Here is a 12,095-nt window from a genome sequence, read left to right on the forward strand (position 1 = left end):
AATGATAGTGTTCAGAACGGTAATCACGGCAACTTGCCTCATACTTGCACCCGCCTTCGTCAGTGCCGAAGGCGATCCCGAGGCGGGTGAAAAAGTCTTCCGCAAGTGCAAAGCCTGTCACGCTGTGGGCGAGGGGGCGGAAAACAAAGTGGGGCCCATGCTGAACGGTATCGTTGGGCGTCAGGCCGCAATGGTTGAGGGGTTTGGCTATTCCCCAACTCTTATCGAACTGTCCGAAGAGGGGCTGGTCTGGACACCGGAAGAACTGGACGCGTTTCTAACAAAACCGCGCGACTACGCGAAGGGGATCAAGATGACCTTTGCCGGTCTGCGAAAAGAAGACGATCGCGTCAATATTATCGCATATCTTGCGACCTTTGAGGACCCAGGGTCGTAAGAGAGCGCATTGCTCGCACGTCGAATTGGCCGGAATAGGGCTGGTCCGGACGAGCATTAACAGACACCGCAATCCGACCTGGGTGAGGTGTTGCTATGCAGCGAGAACGCTGCACGAAAGGGAGGAGATTGAATGAAAAATTTATCGCTTTGGACCTCCGGGATTGCCATTGCACTGGCCACTGCGGCCTATGCCAATGACGACCTGGTTGCCCAGATGGAGAACTCGAAACAATGGGCGATCCAGACGGGCGACTATAAAAATCAGCGCTATTCGGCTCTGGATCAGATCAACGCAGACAACGTTGGCGATCTGCAGGTGGCGTGGACTTTCTCGACCGGCGTTCTGCGCGGGCACGAAGGTTCGCCGCTGGTGATTGGCGACATGATGTATGTCCACACGCCGTTCCCGAACATTGTCTATGCTCTGGATCTGGCCAATGACGGCAAGATCGCCTGGAAGTATGAGCCCAAGCAGGATCCGGATGTTATTCCGGTGATGTGCTGTGACACTGTAAACCGTGGTGTGGCCTATGCGGACGGCAAGATCTTCCTGCATCAGGCGGACACCAAGATTGTGGCGCTGGATGCCAAGTCCGGTGACGTTGTTTGGGAAGTGCAGAATGGCGACCCGGCGATTGGTGAAACCAACACAGCCACGGTCCTGCCCATCAAGGACAAGGTCATTGTAGGCATCTCGGGTGGCGAGTTCGGTGTACGCGGGTCGGTTACGGCCTATGACATGAACTCGGGCGAGCAGGTCTGGCGTGCCTATTCCATGGGACCGGATTCGGACATCCTCGTCGATCCTGAAAAGACCACGCATCTTGGCAAACCGGTTGGCGCAGACTCGGGTACAAATACCTGGGAAGGTGATCAGTGGAAGATTGGCGGCGGCACCACCTGGGGCTGGTATTCGGCGGATCTGGACGAGAACCTGATGTACTATGGCACGGGTAACCCGTCGACTTGGAATCCGGCGCAACGCCCGGGCGACAACCGCTGGTCCATGACCATCATGGCGCGCGATATCGACACCGGTGTCGCCAAATGGTTCTACCAGATGACGCCGCATGACGAATGGGACTATGACGGCATCAATGAAATGATCCTCACGGAACAGGAAATTGATGGCACCGAGCGTAAGTTGCTGACCCATTTCGACCGCAACGGTCTGGGGTACACGATGGACCGCGTCACAGGTGAACTGCTGGTGGCCGAAAAATTCGACCCGGTTGTGAACTGGACAACCGGCGTCGACATGGATCCCAGCAGCGACACCTATGGTCGTCCGGCTGTGGTTGCGCAGTATTCGACGGAACAGAACGGCGAAGACGTAAACTCGACCGGTATCTGCCCGGCGGCTCTGGGGACCAAAGACCAACAGCCTGCAGCCTATTCGCCGAAGACTCAGCTGATGTACGTGCCGACCAACCATGTCTGCATGGATTATGAGCCGTTCCGCGTGTCCTACACCGCTGGTCAGCCCTATGTAGGTGCGACGCTGGCGATGTATCCAGCACCTGACAGCCATGGTGGTATGGGTAATTTCATTGCTTGGGACAACACTGATGGAAGCATCAAGTGGTCGCTGCCCGAGCAATTCTCGGTCTGGTCCGGTGCACTGGCAACAGCAGGTGACGTTGTCTTCTACGGAACTCTCGAAGGGTATCTGAAGGCCGTTCATGCTGAAACCGGTGAAGAACTGTACAAGTTCAAAACACCTTCTGGCATCATCGGAAACGTCATGACGTATGAGCAAGGTGGCAAGCAGTATATCGGCATCTTGTCGGGTGTTGGTGGCTGGGCCGGAATTGGTCTGGCGGCTGGTCTGACCAACCCGAATGACGGTCTTGGCGCCGTGGGTGGCTATGCCGCTCTCAGCGACTACACCGCGCTTGGCGGTCAGTTGACTGTGTTCGCGCTGCCGAACTGAGCCAAAGAACCGACCGGCGCGGCCCAAACGGACCGCGCCGGTTTTCACCTGTAAAGAAACGAGCTTTCAATGAACCACTCTGTACGTCTTCTTGCATCTGTTCTTGTGTCTTGCCTTCCTGTTGCTGCGGTCGCAGATAATCTGGCAGTCTCGTATTCCGAGGATGGGCGGTACTACACCGAAGACGATATTCCGACATTCAACGTGGCCGAGGATGGAACGGTGGACTGGATGACGTTTTCCGGCTTCCGGCGCTATCACGCGGAATGCCATGTTTGTCACGGACCAGATGGTGAAGGTTCGACCTATGCGCCTGCTTTGAAAGAGTCGGCGTTAGATATGGATTACTACGACTTTGTCGACATCGCTACGAACGGTCGCCAAGTGGTGAACGCCGCTGAAAACTCGGTGATGCCGGGATTTGGCGACAACCCGAATGTGATGTGCTTTCTGGATGACATCTACGTATACTTGAAGGCTCATGGATCGGGCGCGATTCCGCGCGGTCGCCCACCCAAAAAAGAGGCGAAATCTGACGTGATCCGCGAGGATGAAGATGCGTGCATGGGTTAAGGCTTGTATTGCTCTGACTGCACTTGGCATGTGGCTCAGTCAGGCGCTGCCTGCGCAGGCCCAAACTTCTGACCTGGTATCAAAGACAGCCTTTCGCGTTTGCGCGGACCCCGCCAACTACCCTGTGTCGACCGAGGACGGATCGGGGTACGAAAACCAACTGGCCGAGCTAATTGCTGCTAAGTTGGAATTGCCTGTTCAGTATGTCTGGTTTCCCCAAGCGACGGGGTTCATTCGAAACACCTTGACCGCTAAACGGTGCGATGTGGTGATCGGCTACGCGCAAGGTCATGAGTTGGTTCAGAACACCAATCACTACTATACGTCCGCCTATGCGCTCATCGTGCCGATGGACAGCGATCTGGCCCAGGTGGATCGATTGAATGACCCGGCGCTCAAGGGGCGAAAGATCGGGATCGTGGCGGGTACTCCTCCGGCGGCGCATATGGCGCGCAACGGACTGATCGGTCAGGCCAAGCCCTACAACCTGTTTGTCGATCGCCGCGTGGAAAGCCCGGCTATCGATATGCTGGATGATCTGCAATCGGGAGAGATTGATGCGGCCATCCTTTGGGGTCCGCTGGGCGGACCTTTGGTCAAGGCTGACTACCCCGATTTCAGGGTTATCCCATTGGTCAGTGAAGAGCTGCCTCCACGCCTGTTCTATCGCATCACCATGGGCGTGCGGCAGGGTGAAAAGGTTTGGCAGCGGCAACTGAATTCGTTGATCCGCCGCAATCAGGATGAAATCAATGCTGTGTTGGCCGAAGCGGGTGTTCCACTGGTGAATGATCTGGGTACCGAGGTTCTGGACCTGTCGCAATGATGCGTGCGTTTCTTGCATTTGCGCTATTCTCAACCTCCGCAATGGCGCAAACCGTCCCGGAACCCAATGACTACCGCATGGATAACTACCGCGCGCCGGTGCCGGACCAGATAACCGGCGGCACAGCCATCGGCCCGGAAGACGCGCACGGCCTTTGGCAAGATCAGAGCGCTGCGTTCATCGACGTTTTACCTCAGCCCCCGAAACCAGCCAATCTCCCCGAGGGTACGATTTGGCGGGACAAGCCGCGCGACAGCATCCCCGGTACGATCTGGTTGCCCAATGTTGGCTACGGAGCAATCGCAGACGTCACAGCGGACTATTTTCGATCCGGGCTAGAGACCAGAACCAATGGCGACGTCAACCGTAGAGTTGTGTTCTTCTGCCTCGAAGATTGCTGGATGAGTTGGAACGCGGCCCGACGCGCAATCGATTGGGGCTATACCAATGTCTACTGGTTCCCCGAAGGCACCGATGGCTGGGCCTTGTGGGGGTACCCATTAGAACGGGTCGAGCCATTTCCGGGTCAGCCCGCAACCGGAGGCGGTTGATCTAAAAGCCCGCCAGTTTCTTGTGCAAGTGACTGACCGTGCCGTCCGTATCAATCATCGTTACGTCAACCGCTTGCGCACGGCTTGGGACGGATATGCCGACCCTCGGGTTTTCAGACAATGAAATTGATCCGGTCATCTGAACATAACCAGTGCCATCAAGATCAATATCCACGGTTTCGACATAGCGCATAGGGATGAACAGAAGAGAAATCTGGTCCATCTGCATTCCAGAATGCGACGGATGATCAATGTTAAGATCCATTTTGTTGGCGCGATCCGCGCCCAAATTGGATAAGCGTGACAGAGTGTCCAGCGCAGGGACACGACCGACCAGTTCGGCCTCCATCGTTCCCAAGTTTTTCAATGCCAATTTCGGATCGGTTCCTGGTGGTGCGGCGCAAGCCCCAACGCCGGATGTTTTGACGAATGTTTCCGAGACCCAAAGGCGGCCATCCGTGGTTTCGGCGATGACATGCATCGGGGTTGGGCCGTTCACGCGCATGGTCACGTCGAAGTAGAAACTCGGCAGCGGTTCTTCCAGCTCGAATACCGCAGAAACCGGCATTGGATTTTCGTCCAGTACCAAAGTCACTTTTGCTACGTTCGTTCCTCGGGGGGCGATGACCTGCGCCGCCAGCTCTGCCCGCGCATCATCGGGCGTGCGATAGGGTGCATCAATTGCGATCAAGGCGTCGCCATTCTGCATGGGCCGGTCGCCGTAAAGCAGCGCGCGGACATTTTCCCATGCTTCATTCGATGCAATGGCCGGGGCAGCCAGCATGCAGAACAGGGCTGCAATCAGGTGAGAAGCCTTCATTGTCTTCCTCCTTGCAGAAAGCTGCCAAAGGCACGCGGCCCGTCGCAGGTTTCTATCGTTTCTATCACAGAGAGCGCCTTTGGGTCCACGATGCTGACAGTGTTGTCGAACCAGTTTGCGACGACCACCAGATCCTCGCTGGCGGTTGCATCAATGCCCTCCGGATACTCTCCGACCTCGATCAGAGTTTCATGCTCCAACGTCTTTAGAGAGATAACGTTGAGCGTATTTGCATATTGGTTTGTGACGAATGCATGACCCTGGGCGAAAGCGATCCCATAAGGGCGTTCGCCGACCGGAACCGTGGCGGTGACCGTGCCAGTTTCGACATCGATAACGCTGACATCATTGCTGCCGACATTGCCGGCGAACAGCAGCCCATCCGGGGCAAAGCGCAATCCAAAGGGTCGGGTACCAACCGGGATGTGGTGCAAAAGTTGAAGGGTGTCGGCATCAAATACGGACACCTGATCCGCGTCCTTATCAGCCGACGCCAGAAAACGACCATCGGCTGAAATCGCGATCCCGGCCGGCGCGGTGCCTGTTGGCAACTCTGTCAGAACCTCCAGGTTTTCACCGTCCAGCACCCAAAGACGGGCGTTGTACCAATCCGACACAAATACCCGTCCACCTGTCGAGTCCAGCACGATCCCGATGGGACCACCATCCAGTACAACCTGCGCTATCGTCTCACCGGTCTCAGAAGACAAGCGCCGCACCGTTTTGCTGTCCGGGGACACGGTGAACAGCGTTCCGTCCAACCCAGCGGCCACGCCCGCAGGCTTGCCGGGCAGGGGCCAACGGGCGGTTTCCTGCATTTCGGAAAGATCAATCCGGCTGAGTTCCTCGCCGTTTTGACAAGTGATGAACGCCGTCTCTGCCAGCGCCATGCTAGAAGAGATCGCCGCAAGCAACGTGAACAATCGGCTAGCTTGCCGCACCAAAACGCTCGACCAGCGCATCCAGTCCGGCCTGATACACTCCGGTCACGGCGGCGATGGCGGCCTCATCATTCAATTCGGCTGGCGGGTCATTGTTTGGATAGCCACGATAAAAGGCCCCGCGCCATTCGATGATCGAACCGCCCCCGTCACGCGGTTTGACTGTCAAATGCGACGAGTAATTGGTTACTGGCAGTACCTCAACCGCGACATCGGTGATCCGGTAGGAATAGCTCATCTTATCGTCGCTGAATTTGTAAAGGACTTCGTCAATCGTCGGCCCATCTTCTTGACCCAGCGTCAGCAACCGCGTCGCGTCAATCTCATTGCCGCCTTTGCCTTCGGTCGAGAACACCGCGGGATGCCAAGACATGTCATCGAAGTTCCCGACGACAGTCCAGACCTCTTCGGGTGAGGCCGCGACTTCGGCGGTCAACGTGACCTTTTGCCGAGTTGGTCCGTGCGCCCAAACCATGCCCGGAACCAATAGCGCCGCGGTCGTCACAAGAAGCACTCGTCGATTCATTCTGTATCCTCCCTGAATGCGCTTGGCGGTCGTTGGCCCGTCTCCCGATCGTGCGTTCCCTGTCAATTCCAACAATCAAACACACTGAAACGGCCACCCTATACGACCCCCCTGCAAAAACGCAGTCGGTCGCGGGAAACCATAGCAAGATCAACCGCATACGCGCATTCTTATAAAATAAGAATCGAGCTTAATCATGAAGCTGATAGGCTTTGTTTTACAACACGGCCAAAAGTATCGGTTCCGTTCTTGGGGCGTTTCGACCTTGATGAGCCAGCCTGATCTTTCGGTCAACGGGAGGGCATCTTGACTATGCGCGTGCTGCCGCTGTTTGCGGCGCTTTTCTGGTGTATGTCCGCAGTGACAGCGGCGGCGATCGATGTGAAAGCTGCGGTGCTGCGGATCGACTATCCGTCGCTTCTGCCGATCTCACGCTATGATCTGAAGCCGGACGATCTGGGCTTTGCCGGTGCCGCGCTTGGGGATGAGGATAACGGCACCACCGGCGGATTTCTGGGGCATACCTATGAAACTGCAACCGTTGCAGTTTCGCCGGAAGAGGCCGACGCCGCGATGGATCAGATCATCGCCGACGGGGTACGCCTGATCGTTCTGATGGCCGAAGCCCCCGACATTTTACGCCTGACGGATAAGGCGGCTGAGGCCGGGGTGCTGGTGTTCAATGTATCGGCACCGGATATCGATTTGCGGGACGTAAACTGTCGCGGCAACCTGCTGCATATTGCGCCGTCCCGTGCCATGACAGCCGATGCAGTGGCGCAGTTTGCGGTCTGGAAAAAATGGGGGGATTGGTTCCTGCTGGCCGGTTCAAACCCCGAAGACGTGAAACTGGCAGATGCCTATCGCCGCGCGGCTACCAAGTTTGGCGCAAAGATTGCCGAGGATCGAATCTTTGCGGATACCGGAGGCTCTCGGCGGACGGATTCCGGTCATGTTCTGGTTCAGCGTCAATTGCCACTGGATACGCAGGACGTGCGAGATCATGATGTGGTGATTGCTGCAGACGAAACCGATTACTTCGGGCGTTACCTGTCTTACCACCTGTGGACTCCGCGCCCGGTGATGGGATCAGGCGGGTTGCGCCCGACGACGTTTCACGGTGCCCATGAGGCATGGGGGGCAACCCAGTTCCAGACCCGTTTCGAGGAACTGACCGGCCGATATGTTCAGCCCGAGGACTACAACACTTGGCTTGCGCTGCGTGTGATTGGCGAGGCCGTGACCCGTGCCAGCACAGCTGACCCCGATGGAGTGCGTGACTATGCCTTGTCGGACGAATTCGAATTGGCCGCCTTCAAAGGGCAAAAGGTAACGTTCCGCGACTGGAATGGGCAGTTGCGCCAACCGATCCTTCTGTATGACGGATCGATCACCGTCAGTGTCAGCCCGCAAGAGGGGTTTCTGCACCAGGTCTCACCGCTCGATACGATGGGATTGGATCGGACGGAATCCAGCTGTCAGGCATTTGAATAACCGGAGGTTTTGATGAAACGACTATTGCTGACCGTTGCTTGTGCGGCGTTGACTTCTGGTCCTGCGATGGCGGGCAAGGCCTTTGTCTCAAACGAACGGGGTAACACCATTACCGTGGTGGATACCGAAACCTGGGAGGTGATCACCGAATTTCCCGGCGGCAACCGCCCGCGTGGCATTACCGTCAGCCCGGACGGCAAGACGCTCTATGTCTGTGCCTCGGACGACAATATCATCCGGGTGTTTGATACCGAGACCTACGAGGAACTGCCCAGCCTGCCCTCTGGTCCGGACCCCGAGCTTTTCATCCTCGAACCATCAGGCAAGCGGCTCTACATCGCCAATGAGGACGACAATCTGGTGACGGTCACAGACACCGAAACCCGCACCATTCTGGCTGAAGTGCCGGTTGGCGTCGAACCCGAAGGCATGGGGATGAGCCCGGACGCAAAATTTGTGGTCAACACCTCTGAAACCACCAACATGGCGCATTTCATCTCCACCGAGGATTACACAATCAAGCATAACATTCTGGTCGACCAGCGTCCACGTTATGCCCAGTACAGCGCCGATGGCAAACGGCTGTTTGTAACGTCGGAAATTGGCGGAACCGTCTCGGTCATGGATATTGCCGAGGACGGAGCGCCCACGGTGGTTGGCAAGATCGGCTTTGAGGTGCCCGGCGTGCAACCGGAATGGCTGCAGCCCGTCGGGGCCAAGGTAACTTCGGACGGCAAGCGTCTGTTTGTTGCTCTGGGACCTGCAAACCGAGTTGCCGTCGTCGACGCGCAAAGCCTTGAGGTTCTGGACTACATCCTTGTGGGGCAGCGGGTCTGGCAGCTCGATTTCACGCCGGATGAGAAATTCCTGCTAACCACAAATGGCAACTCAAACGACATCACAATTATCGATGTGGCGGCAGAGAATGCCATCAAATCGGTACAGGTCGGTCAACAGCCCTGGGGCGTGGTGACCATTGACTGAAGTTCTGGGAGGGACGGGAATGAAGAAACTTATGATCGCAGCGATGGTCGCGGCGTTCGGTGGGCCGGTCTCGGCGGCTCCGCTCTGTGACGATATGGGATTTGCCGGACTTCTGGCGAAATGCAATCGCGGTGAGACCATCAAGCTGACGCTCGCCTCGGGGCAGCCACTGGGCGAGGACGTAGTTCTGCAATCCGGCGCGTATTACAAACTTGAAATCACTGCCGATGGCTCGGCGGAACTGGCGATCGAGGGGCCTTCGTTCTTTCGTGCGATCTGGATGAATGAGATCGTGATCAACAAGATCGAAATCCGCCCGATGGCGGTGGATAGCATCGAGTTTGACAAGGCCGGTGTGGCGGAACTGTCGTTTATCGCAATCAAACCTGGCAGCCATGAAATTCGCATCCCCGGTTCCACCGGAGAAACGCAACGCATCACGGTCAGCATTCATTAGAGAAAGGATAGTATGATGAAAAAGCTTGGGGTTTTGTTGATCGCTGGACTTATAGCGGCACCGGCTTTCGCCGACGAAATTGACGCGGCAACTGTCGAAAAGATCGAGGCCTATCTTGCATCCATCGAATGCCAGATGGACCCGGATGATATCGAGGTTGAAGATGATGGTTACGATCTGGACGACGTCATCTGTAAGGGTGGCAACCAGTTCGACATTAAGTTGGACAAGGACCTGAACGAAGTGAGCCGCAAGGCGGAATAGCGGGTTGAAGCCATGATGAAACTGCTTGCAGCATGTCTTTCGCTGACCTTCACGGCGGGCGCTCTGGCCGCCGATACTTTGCCGACCATTCGCGCAGCGGTGCTCAAGATCGGGACGGTGAATTGGGAGTTGGAGACTATTCGCCAAAACGGTCTGGACAAGAAACATGGCTTCATTCTTGATGTTCAACCCTTTGCCGACAATGGCGCGACCCGCATCGCTGTTGAAGGTGACGAAGCTGATCTGGCCGTCGCTGACTGGATCTGGGTTGCCCGCCAAAGGGCTGCTGGCAAGGATTATGTCTTCATCCCTTATTCCAAAGCTGTCGGTGGGGTTGTTGTACCTGCTGACAGCCCTGCGACCAGTTTGAAGGATTTGGCAGGTGGCAAGATCGGCATTGCCGGCGGACCGTTGGACAAATCCTGGCTTATCCTGCGCGCCTATGCAGCACAGAAATATGGGTTGGATCTGAAAACCGAGACCGAGCAGGTTTTCGGTGCACCGCCACTGATCTTTAAGTCCGCTCTTGGGGGAGATTACGCCGGGGCAATCAATTTCTGGCACTTTCTGGCCAAGATGAAAGCCTCAGGTATGAAAGAGCTGATCTCGGCGGAAGACGCCGGGCAGGCGCTTGGCCTTGATACAAATACGCCGCTGCTGGGCTATTACCTGAAAGAGAGTTTTCTGACTGAAAATCCAGATATTGCGCAAAGCCTGTTCGCCGCCAGCCGAGAAGCCAAGGATCTGTTGGCCAATTCTCCTGAGGCGTGGGAGGCGATCCGCCCTCGTATGAACGCCAAGTCCGACGCGCAATTTGAACAGCTCAAATCCGATTGGATCGCCGGGATTCCTGATCGCAGCCCAGTCGATGCGGAAGCCGCAAACAAGATGCTGGAACTGATGGCCGAGTTGGGTGGGGCCGAGCTGGTGGGCGAAGCAACAACAGTGCCACAAGGTCTGTTTGCAGACGTGGAATAGGAAGTGATGCAAGACACGCGCCTCACGCCGCTTTTGTCCATTGCGGGCCTTGTGGTGTTGTGGATAGTTGCGGCCACTCTTACGGCAGATCCGCAAGTTCTGCCACAGCCCTGGGACCTGATCCCACGTTTTAAACAGGAACTGGTATCGGGCGAATTGCAGCGCAGCCTTGGTGTGACTTTGGTGCGCGTGATCTGGGCTTTCGCGTTGGCGATGACCTTGGGAACTATCATTGGGCTGTCCATGGGGCGTTCGGATGCGCTGAACCGCTGGCTCGACCCGTGGTTGGTCATTTTCCTGAACCTGCCCGCGTTGGTACTGATCGTGCTGTGCTATCTCTGGATCGGATTGACCGAGGTAGCGGCAATCACAGCCGTGACATTGAATAAAATTCCCAATGTCGCGACGATCCTGCGCGAAGGCGGCAGAGCGCTGAGCCCGGATTTGGACGCGATGGCCCAAGTCTACCAGCTGCCGAGGCAAACGCGACTGCGACATGTGATCCTGCCGCAGCTGGCCCCATTTATCGCCGCTGCTGCAAGGTCGGGGCTTTCCCTGATCTGGAAGATCGTGCTTGTGGTCGAATTTCTGGGGCGGTCATCTGGCGTTGGATTTCAAATCCACTTGTATTTTCAGCTATTTGATGTGGCGATGGTGCTTGTCTATGCGTTTTCCTTCATTGCGGTCATGCTGATCGTCGAATGGCTGGTTTTGCAACCGTGGGAGCGTAAGGCACGGCGGTGGAGAGCTGCATGATCCGCATTGACATCCGACAGAAACGCTTTGGCAACGATGTCGTCTTGGGACCCGTCTCCCTTGATATTGCTGCGGGAGAAACGATCGCGCTGACCGGACCATCGGGTATCGGCAAGACCACTCTGCTCCGGTTGGTGGCCGGTATTGATCCTGATTTTGATGGCCAAATCGTACGGCCGGAGCGGCTGGCGTTTGTGTTTCAAGAACCCACCTTGCTGCCCTGGCGTTCGGCTTTTGATAATCTGATCCTGGTCCACCCGAGCTTGTCTCGCGCTGATGTTGAAGCCGCTCTGTCAGACGTCGGTTTGGACGGAAAGGGGAATCTGTTTCCCAGTCAATTGTCCCTGGGTCAGCAGCGTCGCTTGTCGCTGGCGCGCGCCTTTGCCGGGCAGCCCGAGTTTTTGATTATGGACGAGCCCTTTGTGTCTCTGGACGCCGAAACAGCCGAAACGATGCTGACCCTGACCGAGGATCTGATCGCGCAGCATGGCCCGGCCACCCTGTTCGTGACCCACTCACAACCCGAAGCACAACGTCTTTCTAACCGGATACTCAACCTGATATCCGGGTCGGACGGGGCCGTTTTGGGTTAG

Annotated in this window: 15 protein-coding genes; 12 read left to right on the forward strand and 3 right to left on the reverse strand. The window is 56.6% G+C overall.

Translation table 11 applies throughout. The annotated features are described in order from the left end of the window. Position 1: 1 nt before the first annotated feature. The 5 genes from ACR0JA_RS11305 to ACR0JA_RS11325 all read left to right on the forward strand — a co-directional run bounded on the left by ACR0JA_RS11305 (position 2) and on the right by ACR0JA_RS11325 (position 4,282). Positions 2–397 (forward strand): c-type cytochrome, encoded by a 396-nt coding sequence (locus tag ACR0JA_RS11305; protein WP_480574282.1) that lies wholly within the window; start codon positions 2–4, stop codon positions 395–397. Between the two features lie 132 nt (positions 398–529). Beyond that, complete coding sequence (gene xoxF5 / locus ACR0JA_RS11310; protein WP_480574285.1) at positions 530–2,332, forward strand: lanthanide-dependent methanol dehydrogenase XoxF5; 1,803 nt, start codon at positions 530–532, stop codon at positions 2,330–2,332. Between the two features lie 69 nt (positions 2,333–2,401). After that, positions 2,402–2,905, forward strand: coding sequence for a c-type cytochrome, methanol metabolism-related (locus ACR0JA_RS11315; protein ID WP_480574288.1), 504 nt, complete (start codon positions 2,402–2,404; stop codon positions 2,903–2,905). Beyond that, positions 2,889–3,731: a substrate-binding domain-containing protein gene (locus tag ACR0JA_RS11320; protein ID WP_480574290.1), complete on the forward strand. Its 843-nt coding sequence runs from the start codon at positions 2,889–2,891 to the stop codon at positions 3,729–3,731. Before ACR0JA_RS11315 ends, ACR0JA_RS11320 begins: the two co-directional genes overlap by 17 nt. Then, positions 3,728–4,282: a PQQ-dependent catabolism-associated CXXCW motif protein gene (locus ACR0JA_RS11325; RefSeq protein WP_480574293.1), complete on the forward strand. Its 555-nt coding sequence runs from the start codon at positions 3,728–3,730 to the stop codon at positions 4,280–4,282. The genes ACR0JA_RS11320 and ACR0JA_RS11325 overlap by 4 nt, the downstream gene beginning before the upstream one ends. Position 4,283: 1 nt before the next feature. On the opposite strand, the gene ACR0JA_RS11330 is transcribed toward ACR0JA_RS11325, so the two are convergent. From ACR0JA_RS11330 to ACR0JA_RS11340, 3 genes are read right to left on the reverse strand one after another with little or no spacing between them, the layout of a single operon-like run. Then, on the reverse strand, positions 4,284–5,102 hold the full coding sequence (locus ACR0JA_RS11330; RefSeq protein WP_480574296.1) for a quinoprotein dehydrogenase-associated SoxYZ-like carrier: 819 nt from the start codon (positions 5,100–5,102) through the stop codon (positions 4,284–4,286). Next, entirely contained in the window at positions 5,099–6,064 is a 966-nt protein-coding gene (locus tag ACR0JA_RS11335; RefSeq protein ID WP_480574299.1) for a YncE family protein, read from the reverse strand. Before ACR0JA_RS11335 ends, ACR0JA_RS11330 begins: the two co-directional genes overlap by 4 nt. Beyond that, positions 6,030–6,569: an SRPBCC family protein gene (locus ACR0JA_RS11340; protein WP_480574302.1), complete on the reverse strand. Its 540-nt coding sequence runs from the start codon at positions 6,567–6,569 to the stop codon at positions 6,030–6,032. The genes ACR0JA_RS11335 and ACR0JA_RS11340 overlap by 35 nt, the downstream gene beginning before the upstream one ends. Before the next feature lie 312 nt (positions 6,570–6,881). On the opposite strand from ACR0JA_RS11340, the gene ACR0JA_RS11345 reads away from it, so the two are divergent. From ACR0JA_RS11345 to ACR0JA_RS11375, 7 genes are read left to right on the forward strand one after another with little or no spacing between them, the layout of a single operon-like run. Then, entirely contained in the window at positions 6,882–8,063 is a 1,182-nt protein-coding gene (locus ACR0JA_RS11345) for an ABC transporter substrate-binding protein (RefSeq protein WP_480575144.1), read from the forward strand. Positions 8,064–8,075: 12 nt separating this feature from the next. Further along, complete coding sequence (locus tag ACR0JA_RS11350; protein WP_480574305.1) at positions 8,076–9,047, forward strand: YVTN family beta-propeller repeat protein; 972 nt, start codon at positions 8,076–8,078, stop codon at positions 9,045–9,047. A gap of 19 nt (positions 9,048–9,066) precedes the next feature. Then, positions 9,067–9,504, forward strand: a complete 438-nt coding sequence (locus ACR0JA_RS11355; RefSeq protein WP_480574308.1) for a cupredoxin domain-containing protein — start codon at positions 9,067–9,069, stop codon at positions 9,502–9,504. 15 nt (positions 9,505–9,519) lie between these two features. Beyond that, positions 9,520–9,768, forward strand: a complete 249-nt coding sequence (locus ACR0JA_RS11360; RefSeq protein ID WP_480574311.1) for a PepSY domain-containing protein — start codon at positions 9,520–9,522, stop codon at positions 9,766–9,768. A gap of 15 nt (positions 9,769–9,783) precedes the next feature. After that, entirely contained in the window at positions 9,784–10,746 is a 963-nt protein-coding gene (locus ACR0JA_RS11365; RefSeq protein ID WP_480574314.1) for an ABC transporter substrate-binding protein, read from the forward strand. A gap of 6 nt (positions 10,747–10,752) precedes the next feature. Further along, entirely contained in the window at positions 10,753–11,502 is a 750-nt protein-coding gene (locus tag ACR0JA_RS11370; RefSeq protein WP_480574317.1) for an ABC transporter permease, read from the forward strand. Next, positions 11,499–12,095, forward strand: coding sequence for an ABC transporter ATP-binding protein (locus ACR0JA_RS11375; protein ID WP_480574320.1), 597 nt, complete (start codon positions 11,499–11,501; stop codon positions 12,093–12,095). Before ACR0JA_RS11370 ends, ACR0JA_RS11375 begins: the two co-directional genes overlap by 4 nt.

The sequence above is a fragment of the Ruegeria sp. AM4 genome, from assembly GCF_056540665.1.